Here is a 15,937-nt window from a genome sequence, read left to right on the forward strand (position 1 = left end):
TCCTTTACCGCTGTAAACTATGCGAGGTGTGATTTCAGTTTAGACTCGAGTACGGATTTAGGTACCACGCCAACCTGCTTGTCAACCAACTGCCCGTTTTTAAAGAAAAGTATGGTCGGAATACTCCGTATGCCAAACTGAGTAGCAGTTTCAGGATTATCATCCACATTCACCTTTCCAATTATCACTTTACCCTCGTATTCATGTGATAATTCTTCAACTACAGGCCCGATCATTCTGCATGGTCCACACCATTCTGCCCAAAAGTCAACAAGTGCAACCTGGTTACCATCCAGCACGGTTTCTTTAAAGTTGGAATCTGTTAATTGTACAGCCATTTTAATTGTTTTGGTTTTAAATTAATGAATCAGTTACTTGAAACAATCCGAAAGAATAATAGTTCCGAAAGAAGAACGGACGCAAAATTAAACTTAATGTTCCGAATGAAACGGCTCATTATTAATTTGTTGACAATTGAACCCTGCAACAATCAGTCATCGTCCTTTTTATCAAGCTTTTGTGCAAGGCGATAGTAAGCGGCCTTTTTCCCCGGCAAAACTTCCATCAGTTTCCATTGCATCAGTTCATCCTTTACAAGTGTCAGGTATGGCAGCAGGTCCTCATCGAAGTGCTTTCCTATTTCCCGGTTCAGTTCAGCAAACAGTACGGCTTCCGTCACTTCTTCCTTCCGCCATAAAACAGTGATGATCGTTTGGCGGACGAGGTCGCGTTTCAAAGGATCAGGGCTGAAAGCTGCTGCTGTCTTTTCCCTGTGAACATATTGCTTCCTGTCTTCACCGGGTTTCTTTGCTTTTACCCCTTGGGTTGTGCCGGCCACTTTTTCCCTTATTGCTTTCTTCTTCTTCACGCTTACGTTTTAAATGAAAAAAATAAAAAAACGGAGTAACAGGGCAGGTGCATCATGATGCGATTAATTCAACTTGAGTTCCACTTCCGGGAATTCATCGACCACCTGCATAAATTCCGGGCTCAACGCGACAGCCGCTTTCATCGCATTAAAATGAAGCGAAAAATTCTCCGACAAGTCATTCACCTGTATAGCTACCGGCAAATTGCCTTTGTACCTGGTGATCAGATCTTCGATCTTTCCAATCAGCTGATCATTTACATCCTGCAGCGCAATATTCAGTGTCACACGTTTCGTCAGCCGTTCCCGGATATCCTGTAGCAGCTGAATCGAAGAAATTTTGAGCTCATAACGGTCATCAGCATTGTACCGGAGCTGATACTTGCCCTTCACAAAAAGCATAGTGCCTTCCGCGAGGAAGTGTTTCATCTTCAGGTAGTCTTCACCAAACAATACGAGTTCCGTGCTGCCGGTAAAGTCTTCTATGGTAAAGGTGGCAAATGACTTCCCATTCTTGCTCATCCTGTGTTCCACCGTGGTAATGATGCCGGCAATAGCTGTCTCCATATTTTTATGGCTGTCAAGATCAGCGATTGCGCTCGTACAAAAATTATTCATCTCCAGCTTATAATCTTCCAGCGGGTGCCCGGAAAGGTACACTCCCGTCACTTCCTTTTCCCGTTTAAGCTTTAAGAGCCCCGGCCATTGCTCTGCCTGTGGCAAAGCTGGAGTGCGCATTTCTTCATGGGCAAGTTCGCCAAACAGTGTCTGCATCTGTGCACCGGCCTTTGCCTGATCCGCTGCAGCATTCTTTATCGCTTTTTCAATGGCTGTCATGTTTTCACCGGGCAGCACTGCAAAATACTGTGCACGGTGAGTGCCGTCGAAGCAATCGAATGCTCCGGCGGCAGCAAGACTTTCCACTGCCTTTTTATTTAATGCCCGTGCACTTACTCTCTTGGTAAGGTCAAACAGGTTTTTGAATATTCCATTCTTTTCCCGTTCGGCCACTATGGCACCGACCGCTGCTTCTCCTACGCCTTTAATAGCCGAAAGAGAAAACCTGATTTCACCTTTCTGATTGGCAGAAAACTTGTGTTCACTTTCGTTAATGTCGGGGCCCAGCGTGGTGATATGAAACCGCTTGGTTTCATTCAGGTAGTATTGCGTATCATCGGTGGATCCCATGTAGTTAGAAAGCGTGGCAGCCATAAATTCCGGCGGAAAGTTGGCTTTCAGGTAAGCGGTCTGATAAGCGATGATTGCATATCCGGCTGAATGAGAACGGTTAAATCCATACTCTGCGAATTTCTCCATGATTGTAAAAACCTCATCTGCTGCCTTCCCGTCAATTCCTTTATTCTTTGCTCCATCCACGAAAATGGCGCGTTGCTTCTGCATCTCCTGCATATTTTTTTTACCCATGGCGCGCCGCAGCAGGTCAGCAGCGCCGAGCGTATATCCGGCCATTATCTGCGCAGCCTGCATAATCTGCTCCTGGTATACCATTATACCATTTGTTGGTTTGAGCACTTCTTCCAGCAACGGATGCGGGTAGGACACCTTCTTTCGTCCATGTTTGCGATCAATATAGTCCGGTATGTAGTTCATCGGGCCCGGCCTGTATAATGCATTCATGGCAATTAGGTCTTCGATATGTGTTGGTTTGAGGTCACGTAAGTACTTCCGCATACCGGGTGATTCAAACTGAAAAATACCGATCGTATCGCCGCGTTGAAAGAGTTCAAATGTCTTGCTGTCATCATAGGCTATCTTATCAAGATCAATCTTTATGCTGTGATTTTTTTCTATGTCGGCCAATGCATCCTTAAGGATGGACAAGGTTTTTAATCCGAGAAAATCCATTTTCAGCAATCCGGCATCTTCAATCAGCTTGCCTTCATATTGTGTGACAAGCAGTGTTGAATCTTTCGGCGAGATAACCGGAATGTGATCACGGATATCGCTGGGCGCAATGATTACTCCTGCAGCATGAATACCATGATGCCTGGTGCATCCTTCCAGCGTTTCAGCAATGCGGATTGTTTTTTTTATCAGTGGATCAGGACTGTTCCGGAGGGTATCCAGTTCTTTCACTTCACTGTAAGCACGTTTGAAACTCATGCCGGGCATTTCGGGAATGAGTTTGGCAATACGGTTTGACTCCGTTAAAGGCAGACCCAATACGCGGGCTACATCACGGATACCGGTTTTAGGTCCCATTGTTCCGAAGGTGATGATCTGTGCCACCTGGTTCTGGCCATATTTGTGAACGACGTAGTCTATCACCCTTTGCCTGCCGGCATCATCAAAGTCAATATCCATATCGGGCATGGAAACCCTTTCCGGGTTGAGAAACCGTTCAAATAAAAGATTGTATTGGAGCGGGTCAACATTGGTGATTCCGATACAATAGGCAACTGCGGAACCTGCCGCTGAACCACGACCGGGCCCGACCCATACCCCCAGTTTCTTAGCTTCATTGATAAAATCCTGTACAATTAAAAAGTAACCGGCAAACCCCGTTTTTTCGATAATGCCCAGTTCATATTGAAGCCTTTCCCTGGTACTTATTGAAATTTCGGAATATCGTTTTGCAGCACCCTGCCATGTGAGATGCTCAAGGTATTGCTGATTGGAGTTGTATCCCTCCGGTAATGGGAAAAACGGCAATAGTATTTTTTTCTTCAGGTCAAGGTGTTCGATCTTCGAAACAACCTCCATGGTATTGTCGAGCGCTTCCGGTATATCAATAAATCGCTCTGCCATTTGTGCTTTCGTCTTGAAAAAGAACTGGTTGTTGGAAAAGCGCATCCTTCCGGGATCGTTGAATGCCTTGTTGGTCTGCAGGCACAACAGGATATCCTGCGCTTCTGCATCCTCCTGGTTCACATAATGCGAATCATTAGTAGCGATAAGCTTTACATTGTATTTCCTGGCAAACCTGATTAATACCTGGTTTACTTTGTCCTGCTCCGGTATACCATGCCGTTGAAGTTCTATATAATAGTCTTCACCAAACACGGCCAGCCATTCTTGCAGGATGGCTTCCGCTTCCGCTTCTGATTTGTAAAGTATATGCTGCGGAATTATTCCGGCAAGGCAACAGCTGGTGGCAATCACACCTTCGCTGTGTTGCTTAATCAGGTCAAAATCAATTCGCGGATTGTAATAATAGCCATCTATAAATCCCAGTGAGCACAGCTTCATCAGGTTTTTATAACCGGTTTCATTTTTAGCCAGCAACACCTGGTGAAATGCCTTTTTCCCGCGAGTGCCATCTTCATCATTTCCAAAACCGGCAATCAGTTCTTTCTTAAACCGGTCCGGCACTACGTAAAACTCACAACCGACAATTGGCAGAATATTTTTTTTGTGTGCCTCTTTCACAAATTGAAAGACACCAAACATGTTACCATGATCAGTGATGGCAATGGCCTTCATCTCTTCCCTGACGGCTTTGTCGACCAGCGATGAAATATCAGCCGCGCCGTCCAGCAGGGAATATTGTGTATGACTGTGTAAATGACAAAAATCAGGCATCTCTATCTTGTTGCTTATTCTATTAATTGTTTCTGTCTGCGGTGATCAATACGCTCATTGCATATGACGTAAACGCCGGTAAACATCACTTGGAAACAAATGCTGTAATAATATCACACATTTACCTCACCATGGCATTTGCGGTTTCTAAAAATCATTTGGCATTATAACCCATTTCAATCAGCATTTTTACTAACCGTTCTTTCAGGTCACCCTGCATAAGAATCAATCCGTCTTTCACGCTGCCGCCCACACCGCATTTCTTTTTAAGTTGCTGACCAAGTATCTCCAGATCATCTGTGTGGCCGGTAAATCCGTCAACAACGGTAACTGTTTTGCCACCCCTGTGATTCTTTTCTATTCTTATCCTCAGGTTTTGCCGGCTGCCCGGTAATGTCTGTGATTCTCCGGCTTCACGCAGCTGATATTGATACCCGGGATCGGTAGAGTAAACTACTCCCTTGAAATGTTTATTTTTATTTGACATGCGCTATAAAGCTGTATCGTAATTGTTGTTTCTCCTTATCTGCAGGCAGCACCTCAAAGTTAAATCAAAGCTCCATCCACGACAGCGGATCTTTTCCACAATTGACGCATCTGAGTAAGCAGATACTTTTTCCCTGCATATTCATTAACCTGCTGAAAGCGGACTGAAAGTCACCTGCAATTCCGAAAAAACTTATCATGCTATTAATGTCAAATGGAATGCAAAACCCGATGTGGTACCAAGCTGACATTTTTTCTAAGGTGAACATTTAAAGACAAACAAGCCGAAAGTGAGCAGGAGATCAGCATTGAAAAACTTTTCCAACCATACGAGCACAGCGCTAAATCCTTTTGTTCCATTCATTAATTAATTTCTATTTTTGCCATCTTTCAACTCACCCTTCCACAACATCAGAAAATGATACATTATAAGTACATATGGTCATTTCTTTGTCTATTAAATATCCTGTTGATTTCAACAGTTTCAGCACAAAGCCCGGTTCAGCTATCGGATATCGGACCTTCCTCCGCCATAGTTACCTGGAAAGGAAGCGATAATAATAATGAAGCAATAAGATACCGGAAAACCGGCACCACTGAATGGGTTATGGTAAATACCGGTGTTCAGACCGTTTACAAGATTATCAACCTTAAACCGAAGACGCAATATGAAATTCAGGCTAAGGTAAAAAGTATCAATGGGCAGGAAGAATGGTCGGCCAGTGAAAAACTGCTGACCATCGGCAGGCCGAACCTCCTCGTGATCATGGCTGATGATGGCCGCTACGATAATTACACGGTGAATGGCGGCCCTGATTTCTTTCCTTCACCCAATATCAACAGCATAGCCGAAGAAGGTGCCAATTTTAAGTATTGCTTCCCGGCATTATCACTCTGTTCACCCAGCCGTGCTTCTCTTGTCACCGGCACCTACCCACATCATCATGGTGTATTTGGCAATGCCGTTATTGACACGATGCTTTTGCCAACAGTGGCAACGATTTTACATGACTCCGGATATTACGTAGGGTTGGTGGGCAAATACGGTTTTGACAAATGGCCCATAGCCGGATATGATTACTGGCTCCAATCAGCAAGCGATCCTTATACCAATGTTATCTATGATACACCAACAGGCCAGCAGTTTATTCCTGGTCATAAGACCAATGTTTTCACCAATGGTGCAAAGGATTTCCTGAGCTCGGTTCCGAATGACAAACCATTTTGCCTTTTCCTTTTTCATAAAGCACCGCATGTGCCGCTGGATCCACGCCCCGATGATACTACTTTGTTTCTTACAGATACTATGCCTTTCCCAGATGATTTTTATGCATATACGGAGGCATTTCCCAGTTACCTGTATGATTGCCATGCATTTGTTAATAATACTGACACCCTTGCCTATGAATGGCTTAAATACTATCAGCTGCTGGCCGGTATTGACTGGAGTGTTGGCACTATTTTAACAAAGCTGGAAAACCAGGGGAAACTCGACAGCACATTAATCATGTATACCAGTGACAATGGTTTGCTGAAGGGTGAACACCTGTTGCGTGGCAAACAGATTCCACAGGATGAATCAATGCGATTGCCCATGTTTATCCGGTATCCTGCATGGTTTGCGCCGAATACAAAAATTACTGATGAGATGGTCATGAATATTGACATTGCACCTACCCTCATTGATGCAGCCGGATTTAATAATCCGGCACAGATGGATGGCTGGTCTATTCATGACATTACTACCGGCGTGAAGCACCGCAAACAGTTTATGTATGAATTTTATAACAAAGAAGAATGTACGCCTACCCTGCATGCCGTAAGGTCATTTGAGTACAAGTATGTTTTCAACTCCTGTGATAATGTTGTGGAGGAATTTTATGACCTCATCAACGATTCATTGGAAACCTACAATAAGATTAATATTCCATCTTATCAGCCATTGATTCAATTGTACCGACTGAAGCTGGATTCCATGCGTAAATTTTACGGTGATACTATCCTGCTGGATACCGTCATCAATTGCGAATTGTACAATGGCATAGAGACAGAGGGTGATGAGGAACAAGAATCGGGAATACTCTATGCCACCGTCTTCCCTAATCCTGCGCATGATCTGCTCAATATCAACTGGTCGTATGTTTATGCACCGGAAACGGAGGTGACTATCAGTGACATCACCGGCAGGATGATCTTTCACCGGACGTTCCGGCCGGGTGAAGAAAGATCGTTATCAGTCAATACAGGCGATTGGGCTAATGGTGTCTATGTAATTGCAATTGATGCCGGCAACGAGCAAAAACGATTGAAGTTTATCAGGGATTAATTGGTTGCGATGGTTGACGGCAGATGCTTGCCAATGGACGCCGACAGTTTCATGCTGTCTTCAGGCTAACTGATAAAATTTGCTTTATAAAAACGGGGAGCGCTAATATATTTTGGCTTTCAAACTGAGGTCGAGGCTGCGATAGGAATGGGTTAACGCGCCTACCGAAATATAGTCGACACCGGTGGAAGCAATATCACGAACACTTTGCAGCGTCACACCTCCGGATGCTTCTGTTTCTGTTTTGTGGTTAATCATTGCCACGGCACGTGCAGTATCATCCAGCGTAAAATTATCGAGCATGATGCGATCGACATGCCCTGTTGCAAGGATCACCTCCACATCTTTCAATGACCTTGCTTCAATTTCCAATTTCAGGTTTAGCTGTTTTGCATGCTGATATTTTACCACCGCATGAATCGCCTGCGCAATTCCTCCGGCAAAATCTATATGATTATCCTTTATCAAAATCATATCGAATAAGCCAAAGCGGTGATTATAGCCGCCTCCAATCTGCACAGCACGTTTTTCCGCAGCCCTGAACAATGGCGTTGTCTTTCGTGTATCAAGAATCTTTGTCCCGGTACCTTCCACTTTTCTCACATATTCACGGGTAAGCGTTGCTATTCCACTCATTCGTTGCATACAGTTCAATGCCAATCGTTCTCCCATGAGTATGGCACGTGCATTTCCTAACAGTTCAAAAGCGATCTGGCCGCGGGTCACTGGTGAGCCATCACTGATCAATATGTGTTGTTGAATGGCAGGATCGAGTTGCAGAAATATCTCCTGTGCCAGTTCAACGCCGGCAAGAATACCTTCGTCTTTTATGTGTAATTGCGCCCTTCCGGATGCGCCTTCTTGTATGCAGGCAAGGGAAGTATGATCACCTTCCCTGATATCTTCTTCTAATGCCTTTTGAATAAACTGACGCCAATCCACTAGTGCTGTTTTTCAAATCTCATTTCCTGAATGGATGAAACAGCACCTTTCTGTTTAACATAAAAATATACCCTGAAAGATTGATTGGCTGATTTCATTGGCCCGATGCCATAAGATGAGCCCTCACCGGAATTTCCACGGTGTACCACTTCAAATGACTGAACAGGATTTTTGGAGAAAAAATCACGGAGCACCATTTCCGCCTGCACTTTGCTGTACACCGCCTCTTTGTCGAGTATGGTGATTTCAACATTCGAATCAAAATATTTCGCCACTTCCTTTGCATTCCCGCCCCTGATGGCGTTGGCGATATTGTCGATGATATCAAAATTGGAATAAACGGCAACAGGAAGAGCAAGAATCAACAGCAGTAGTGTTCCTCTCATAATCGGAAAATTCATTTTGGATTAATTTTCATTTTATTAACAAAAATACTGCCAACAGCAATAAATCAAGCAGGTAGCCGCTCTATATGCTTTTACCTGTAAACGAAGGTAATAAATATTTCTTTGCGCCTTCGTGTGAGGCATCTCGCAGTCTACACCATATTATCATTCTATAGTAAGTTGTTATTTCCTTTGCAACCTGCAAAACGTATCCCATAAATAGCAAGTCACAGCGTCCAAATGCATAGATGCTTGCTACTGAAGTGCCCTTTCAATATGAATCAGGAGGATTTTGCGCCGTTATCGGTTCCTCGTAAACAAAGGTTTTGTGGCCTGAAGAAAGGAGAACTGCTTAATCGGAATGATACCATGATTCCCGTTTGGTATGAGCTGCATCAACTTTCTCCTCCGCCTTACTTCAGGGAATGAGTTGTAATTTTATGACCGAAACCTGTTCTGCGAACACTGACTACGATGAAAAAAATGATGCTTATTATTATGGATGGATGGGGCCATGGGGCGCATCCGGCAAGTGATGCGATTTACCAGGCTGATGTACCCTTTGTCAAAAGTCTCTATGCAAAGTATCCGCATTGCGAACTGACCACATGCGGTGAAGCTGTCGGGTTGCCCGAAGGACAGATGGGAAACTCCGAGGTTGGCCATATGAATATCGGTGCCGGCCGTATCGTTTACCAGGAACTGATGCGCATCAATAAAGCAATAGAAAGCAGGGCTTTGTATTCAAATGAAGCATTACTGGCATCTGTGCAATATGCAAAGAATCAAGACAAGCCACTGCATTTGATAGGCCTGGTATCAGATGGCGGAGTGCATTCACATATCAGTCATTTGATGGCATTATGTGATATCGCCCGGGAACAAGGGCTGAAGCAAGTGTATATTCATGCCTTTACCGATGGACGTGATACAGATCCGCAAAGCGGGCTTGGTTTCCTGGAGTCTCTGCAAGAGCATCTTGATCAAAGTACCGGGCAGATAGCATCGGTAACGGGCCGTTATTATGCAATGGATCGCGATAACCGCTGGCAACGTGTTAAGCTGGCCTATGATGCATTGGTGAACGGAACAGGAGAAAAATCAACCAACATCATTGAGAGCATCAGGAAATCATATTCGGAGAATGTAACCGATGAATTCATCAAGCCGATTATTAAAACAAATAACAATGGCGAACCGCTTGCAACCATCAAAGACGGGGATGCCGTGATCTGTTTTAACTTCAGGACAGACCGTTGCAGGGAAATTACCCGTGCGCTGACGCAGGAAGATTTTCCGGAGTTCTCGATGAAGAAACTTTCATTGCACTATACCACTATGACTATCTACGATCAGACTTTTGAGAAGGTGAACCATATCTTTTCAAATGATAATCTGAATAATACGCTTGGTGAAGTATTGTCGGTGAAAGGATGCACGCAGTTGCGTATGGCGGAAACGGAAAAATATCCTCATGTCACTTTCTTTTTTAACGGCGGAAGGGAATCACCTTTTAAGGGTGAACACCGGTTTATGGTGCCTTCACCCAAAGTGGCAACATATGACCTGCAGCCTGAAATGAGTGCCATAGCAGTAAAGGATCTCCTGATTTCGAAACTCAGAGAAATTGCACCTGATTTCATTTGCATCAATTTTGCCAATGCTGATATGGTTGGGCATACCGGCGTGATGCCTGCTGTGAAGAAAGCGGTTGAAACCGTGGATCGTTGTGTGAAAGAGGTAACAGAAGTCGCGCTGGCAATGGATTATTCCATTTTGCTTACTGCCGATCATGGCAATGCAGATTATATGATCAATGATGATGGCAGCCCCAATACCGCGCATACACTCAATCCTGTGCCGCTGTTTTTGCTCATGAATGCTTCACCGCTGACAATAAAAGACGGCAAACTAGGTGATCTTGCGCCAACTATCCTGACCATCATGGGCATTTCCATCCCTTCTGAAATGACAGGAGATGTACTGGTGAAACACGCTTAAACCTGTTGAGGGCTTTAGAAATGCACACTGTTAAAAAATGATGAAACCAGCCGGAAATCAACTATCAAAAACAGTCACCGGTATGTTCATAGCAGCAACATTAGCTATGAACTCCTGCCAGATGACTCCTGCATCCAATGGGAATCCAACTTATTTCGACCTTTCAGGTTTCCTGGATCAGCAGGTGGAAACATTATATAAGGATTCATTTCTTGTATTGAAAACATCCAGTATTAACCTCAATACTGATCAGCATGAAATGCCATGGACGGACTGGCGAAAGGAGTTGTCGTTGTTCTATGCTTCAGACATAAATAAGGTGGCATATTCCGGAAAATATAAGGCAGACACCATCTTCATTGACAGCACTCAAAAACAAATCGTGTATCGCAGTACGGATCCCAAACTACGAACATCATTGATGGAAATTACATTTACACTGCCGGAAGAAACCGTAAAACTTATTCATATCAATAACCAGTCACAAAATATTATCTATTCCAATACGGAAGATCTTTACCTCGAACCTCTTAAAACTTACATCATCAAATCAAAACAGCAAATGATCCTTTTTGGCGTAACAGATCTTGCAGTGAAAGGCGATTTCGTGCAAAAGCAACGGAGCTATTTTTAATGCTGCAATCAATGCAGCCTGCAGCAGAAAAAGCAATCACTGATCAGCGATTTTTGAGCGAATTAAAATTCATTGCTTCATCCATTACTGCAAAACTGCATGTACTGCAACAGCGTGAAATTTCTTTCCTTAGTTTTACGATGATTGTGATCGCAAACCGCATTGTTAAAATAACTTCAAAAGAAATTTACTACCCTTGAATTTTGCCATTTGTGATTTGTCGGTAATTCCCCTGCGCGCGGAAACTTCTGAAAAGAGCGAGATGATTTCTCAGATCCTTTTTGGTGAAGTGATGGAAGTGCAGGAACGTGCGAAGCAATGGCTGCGTATCCGCTCCTACTGGGACAGTTACGACGGCTGGATTGATGAAAAACAGGTACAGCCCATCACACTGAAAACTTTCAGGGAACTGACAGCAGCACCCAATTCCTGCACCATTGATACCACCGGCATTGCGCAAAGCAAATTCCGGTCGTTGCAGCTGCTGACCGGCAGTTCCTTACCCTTTTACCGCGATGGCAGTTTCAGGATCAATGAAGAAGAATTTACTTACAACGGACGGGTGGCTGATCCTGCATCACCCGGTGCGTCTGAACAAATACCCGCATTTGCCCGCAGCTTTCTCAATACACCCTATCTGTGGGGTGGCAGATCAGTCTTCGGCATTGACTGTTCCGGTTTTACCAATGTGGTGTTCAAGCTCGCAGGAATACAGCTTCGCCGCGATGCATGGCAACAGAGTGAGCAAGGGGTATTAATCAGCTTCATCGATCAGGCACGTGCCGGAGACCTTGCATTTTTTCAAAATGAAGAAGGAAGAATTAATCATGTAGGCATTATCCTGGAAAATCAACAGATCATTCATGCTTCCGGCCGTGTAAGGATTGATACGATTGATCATTATGGCATCTTCCAAGAAGAACAAAAGAAGTATTCCCATCAGCTGAGGCTGATAAAAAGAATGATCAGCTGAAGTGAAAATTTAGTGACAAAAACAGAAGTGCCAACCAATACGAAGACGTGTGATCAAAATACTTTCTGCAACTCAGATAAAGGAAGCCGATCAATATACCATTGAACACGAACCTGTACTGAGCGTTGATCTGATGGAGCGTGCCGCTGAAGCATTTACAAGTGTGTTTGTATCATCCTATTCGGTGGAAAGCAGCGTTTATCTCTTCTGCGGATTTGGAAATAACGGTGGAGACGGCCTTGCCATTGCCCGGTTGTTACAGCAAAAAAATTACCGGACAACCGTTTATCTGCTTGCCGGCGACCAGCAATATTCCCCCGATCTGCAGGTAAACCTTTCTCGCCTGCAGCAAATTGATGCTTCAGCTGTACATACGATTACGGATGAGGCAGACTTCCCGGCAATAGAACATGATGCGGTGATTATCGACGCGCTGTTTGGATCAGGCCTCAACCGGCCCTTGTCAGGTCTGCCGGCAAAGCTTGTGGGTTATCTTAATAAACAGCTATGCATCCGTGTTGCTGTTGACATTCCAAGTGGTTTGTTTGCTGATCGCTGGAGTAGCGGCGATGTATTGATGGCGCATCATACGATTACCTTTCAACAACCGAAGCTGTCTTTTTTATTTCCGGAGAACGCAATGACAGCAGGCCGGCTTGATATCGTTTCCATCGGCTTGCACGAGGGCTTCCTGCAAGCCGTTACCACTGATCATTTTATTACCGAACAGAAGGACATTCGGATGATATTGATGAACCGCGGGAAGTTTGATCACAAAGGAAAATTCGGTCATGCATTTATTCATGCCGGAAGCCTGGAAAAGATGGGCGCGGCTATCCTCTGCGGAAAAGCATGCATGCGCGCCGGCGCAGGACTTACCACGCTACTGGCAGGTGAAACTACAGTAGCCACTCTCAACATCGCCATTCCGGAAGCGATGACTATGACGTTAGGCACCAGGCATAAAAAATCAATTAACCGGGATGCTTTCTCTGCTGCCGGTTTGGGGCCTGGGATTGGTACAGGAAAATCTGCCACCACTGCGCTGCTTGCATTAATGAAAAACATGACTGTTCCGGCAGTCTTTGATGCAGATGCCCTGAATATTATTTCAAGACAGAAGAAAGGCATGCGTATGCTTCCTGTCAACAGTATCATCACACCGCATCTCAAAGAATTTGAAAGGCTGGCAGGGCCCACTTACAACTGGCAAGACAGGCATGAGTTGCAATTGAAGCTTTCAAAACAACATTCCATTTACATTGTGCTGAAAGGAGCTTACACCTGCATTACCACACCTGAAGGCATCAGTTACTTTAATCCAACAGGCAATCCGGGAATGGCGAAAGGCGGCAGTGGCGACGTGCTCACAGGTATTATTACGGGCTTGCTGGCACAACATTATGATCAACTGAATGCCTGCCTCCTTGGCGTCTATCTGCATGGCTTAGCCGGTGATCTGGCTATGGAAAAGGAATCAGAACAATCTTTGCTCGCAGGTGATATCATTGCCTCCATTGGTGCCGCATTTAATACTTTGTCAGCTGAACAGTAGCAAGACCTTCCTGCTCTCAATGATCGTGCTGATGCTGCTGGCTTCCTGCAGCACACAAAAGAAGACTGCCGCTTCAAAGCCTGATGCATCAAGGTCAATCAATAAACCACCTCCTTCCGGCCTTAGCGGAAAAGCCCGTGAGCTTGATGCCATAAACGCCGCAAGGCTGGTTGCTTACCAGGAAAAATACCAGGGAGTGCTGGGATCGCAGACTGCCGTAAATAACCTTGCACTCTTCGACTTTATTGACGAATGGATGTATACGCCTTACCAGTATGGCGGCAATTCAAAATCAGGGATCGATTGCTCGAGGCTGTCTATTTTGTTGCTGCAGGAAGTGTATCATAAATCCGTTACCGGCAGTTCCGCCGACATTTCAAGGCAGACGGAACCCGTCGCAAAAAACAAACTTAAAGAAGGGGATCTTGTATTCTTCGATATCAACAGTGATGAAGTGAGTCACATGGGAGTGTACCTTGCAAATGACAAGTTTATTCACTCCACCGCGAAGGCTGGTGTGATCATCAGTGATCTGAATGATGCCTATTATAGCAAATATTTCACCGGAGGTGGAAGGGTGAAACAATGAACCCTGCTTTGTTCATTCATCGATTCTGCCATTTGCCGGTAAAATGAATGTGTAACGATAACGACCTGCCGAAGCGGCGTAACCTACATTTTGCATTTTCAAACGTCAACTTAAAAATTGAAGGCACGGCATTTCCTGATAAATCCGACAACTAGTCAAATGAGCATCCCTTGCAATAAAAAATGACAGGTCCCGGAAAAACCGGTTTTTACCACGCAGATAATTCTGCTCGCTTATCTTTGCGTGATGAAGCTCACACCGCTCACTGCCATTTCTCCTGTTGACGGCAGATACCGTGATAAGATCAGTGCACTGTCGCAATATTTTTCTGAATATGCACTTATCCGTTACCGTATACTGGTGGAAGTCGAATACTTTATTGCCTTGGCATCGCAGGGCATTCCCGCTCTGAAGACCTTTGATCATAATATTGTTGAAGACATACGTGCATTGTACAGGCATTTTACCGAAGCTGATGCCTTACGCATCAAGGAGATCGAAAAAGTCACTAATCACGATGTAAAAGCAGTGGAATATTTCCTGCGCGAAAAATTTGAGTTGATGGGATGTGGTGCATTTGTAGAATACATTCACTTCGGCCTCACCTCGCAGGACATCAACAATACGGCGATCCCGCAGCTGCTCAGAGACTACCTGGTACAGGATTACAAGCAATTGCTCACGCAGGTGACCGGGCTGATCAAAGAAAAATCACTGGCCTGGAAAAATGTGGCCATGCTGGCCCGGACACATGGTCAACCCGCTTCACCCACTATTTTGGGGAAAGAACTTTATGTATTTGCAGAACGGCTGATGGTGCAGTATGAACAACTGGCAGCGATACCGTTCTCAGCAAAATTCGGTGGTGCCACGGGCAACTTCAATGCGCATATTGTTGCTTTTCCGGATACAGACTGGAAGGCCTTCGCCGATTTATTTGTGAATCAGACGCTGGGCCTGAAGCGTTCACAGCATACTACGCAAATTGAACATTACGATAATCTTGCGGCCACCTTCGATGCGCTGAAGCGAATCAACACCATCCTGATTGATCTCTGCCGCGATGTATGGCTCTATATCTCCATGGATTATTTCAAGCAAACAATTAAAGCCGGTGAAGTCGGGTCGTCGGCTATGCCACATAAAGTAAATCCGATAGATTTTGAAAATGCTGAAGGAAACCTTGGCATCGCGAATGCCCTCTTTGAACATTTTTCTTCAAAACTACCGGTATCGAGGTTGCAGCGCGATCTGACGGATTCCACTGTATTGAGAAACATCGGTGTACCGATTGCACATACGGCTATTGCACTGCAATCGATCCTGAAAGGATTAAACAAATTGATTTTAAATGAAGCAGCCCTGCAATACGATCTCGACAACAACTGGGCGGTGGTGGCAGAAGCCATTCAAACCATCCTGCGACGGGAGAATTATCCTGACCCTTACAATACCCTTAAAGAATTAACACGCAATAACCATAAGATTACGAAGCATGATATAGATGCTTTTATTCTTACGCTGAATGTGAGTGATGCAGTAAAAGACGAACTGAGGAAGATAAGCCCGAATAACTATACCGGCACATTTACCATCTAGTTTTCCAGCCGTTATACCTCACTGTTAAATTCATA

Annotated in this window: 13 protein-coding genes; 7 read left to right on the top strand and 6 right to left on the bottom strand. The window is 44.6% G+C overall.

Annotated elements, in window-relative coordinates; all coding sequences use genetic code 11:
• Positions 1–17: 17 nt before the first annotated feature.
• From trxA to K1X61_01785, 4 genes are all read right to left on the bottom strand, one after another.
• Complete coding sequence (gene trxA, locus K1X61_01770; protein MBX7107353.1) at positions 18–338, bottom strand: thioredoxin; 321 nt, start codon at positions 336–338, stop codon at positions 18–20.
• Positions 339–490: 152 nt separating this feature from the next.
• Positions 491–868: a hypothetical protein gene (locus K1X61_01775; GenBank protein ID MBX7107354.1), complete on the bottom strand. Its 378-nt coding sequence runs from the start codon at positions 866–868 to the stop codon at positions 491–493.
• 63 nt (positions 869–931) lie between these two features.
• Positions 932–4,411 (bottom strand): DNA polymerase III subunit alpha, encoded by a 3,480-nt coding sequence (gene dnaE / locus K1X61_01780; protein MBX7107355.1) that lies wholly within the window; start codon positions 4,409–4,411, stop codon positions 932–934.
• A 154-nt stretch (positions 4,412–4,565) separates the two neighbouring features.
• On the bottom strand, positions 4,566–4,898 hold the full coding sequence (locus K1X61_01785; GenBank protein ID MBX7107356.1) for a translation initiation factor: 333 nt from the start codon (positions 4,896–4,898) through the stop codon (positions 4,566–4,568).
• 468 nt (positions 4,899–5,366) lie between these two features.
• On the opposite strand from K1X61_01785, the gene K1X61_01790 reads away from it, so the two are divergent.
• The gene (locus K1X61_01790; protein MBX7107357.1) at positions 5,367–7,223 is read left to right on the top strand and encodes a sulfatase-like hydrolase/transferase; all 1,857 of its coding nucleotides are present in this window, start codon (positions 5,367–5,369) and stop codon (positions 7,221–7,223) included.
• A 102-nt stretch (positions 7,224–7,325) separates the two neighbouring features.
• Here the strand turns inward: K1X61_01790 and nadC are convergent, their stop codons facing one another.
• Positions 7,326–8,165 (bottom strand): carboxylating nicotinate-nucleotide diphosphorylase, encoded by an 840-nt coding sequence (nadC, locus tag K1X61_01795; GenBank protein ID MBX7107358.1) that lies wholly within the window; start codon positions 8,163–8,165, stop codon positions 7,326–7,328.
• Entirely contained in the window at positions 8,165–8,551 is a 387-nt protein-coding gene (locus K1X61_01800) for a DUF4783 domain-containing protein (GenBank protein ID MBX7107359.1), read from the bottom strand. Before K1X61_01800 ends, nadC begins: the two co-directional genes overlap by 1 nt.
• A gap of 474 nt (positions 8,552–9,025) precedes the next feature.
• Between K1X61_01800 and gpmI the strand changes: the two genes are divergently transcribed.
• From gpmI to purB, 6 genes are all read left to right on the top strand, one after another.
• Positions 9,026–10,552, top strand: a complete 1,527-nt coding sequence (gene gpmI / locus K1X61_01805; GenBank protein ID MBX7107360.1) for a 2,3-bisphosphoglycerate-independent phosphoglycerate mutase — start codon at positions 9,026–9,028, stop codon at positions 10,550–10,552.
• 37 nt (positions 10,553–10,589) lie between these two features.
• On the top strand, positions 10,590–11,186 hold the full coding sequence (locus K1X61_01810) for a hypothetical protein (GenBank protein ID MBX7107361.1): 597 nt from the start codon (positions 10,590–10,592) through the stop codon (positions 11,184–11,186).
• Between the two features lie 196 nt (positions 11,187–11,382).
• Positions 11,383–12,159 (top strand): C40 family peptidase, encoded by a 777-nt coding sequence (locus tag K1X61_01815; GenBank protein MBX7107362.1) that lies wholly within the window; start codon positions 11,383–11,385, stop codon positions 12,157–12,159.
• A gap of 49 nt (positions 12,160–12,208) precedes the next feature.
• Positions 12,209–13,714, top strand: coding sequence for an NAD(P)H-hydrate dehydratase (locus K1X61_01820; protein ID MBX7107363.1), 1,506 nt, complete (start codon positions 12,209–12,211; stop codon positions 13,712–13,714).
• Entirely contained in the window at positions 13,680–14,303 is a 624-nt protein-coding gene (locus K1X61_01825) for a C40 family peptidase (protein ID MBX7107364.1), read from the top strand. The genes K1X61_01820 and K1X61_01825 overlap by 35 nt, the downstream gene beginning before the upstream one ends.
• Positions 14,304–14,549: 246 nt before the next feature.
• Positions 14,550–15,902, top strand: a complete 1,353-nt coding sequence (gene purB / locus K1X61_01830; protein MBX7107365.1) for an adenylosuccinate lyase — start codon at positions 14,550–14,552, stop codon at positions 15,900–15,902.
• Positions 15,903–15,937 lie beyond the last annotated feature (35 nt).

The organism is Chitinophagales bacterium, assembly GCA_019694975.1.
Classification (GTDB): Bacteria; Bacteroidota; Bacteroidia; order Chitinophagales; family UBA10324; genus JACCZZ01.

Coding starts and splice junctions, on each gene's coding strand:
- trxA (MBX7107353.1), bottom strand. CDS start 338: ATGGCTGTACAATTAACAGATTCCAACTTTAAAGAAACCGTGCTGGAT.
- dnaE (MBX7107355.1), bottom strand. CDS start 4,411: ATGCCTGATTTTTGTCATTTACACAGTCATACACAATATTCCCTGCTG.
- K1X61_01785 (MBX7107356.1), bottom strand. CDS start 4,898: ATGTCAAATAAAAATAAACATTTCAAGGGAGTAGTTTACTCTACCGAT.
- K1X61_01800 (MBX7107359.1), bottom strand. CDS start 8,551: ATGAGAGGAACACTACTGCTGTTGATTCTTGCTCTTCCTGTTGCCGTT.
- gpmI (MBX7107360.1), top strand. CDS start 9,026: ATGAAAAAAATGATGCTTATTATTATGGATGGATGGGGCCATGGGGCG.
- K1X61_01810 (MBX7107361.1), top strand. CDS start 10,590: ATGATGAAACCAGCCGGAAATCAACTATCAAAAACAGTCACCGGTATG.
- purB (MBX7107365.1), top strand. CDS start 14,550: ATGAAGCTCACACCGCTCACTGCCATTTCTCCTGTTGACGGCAGATAC.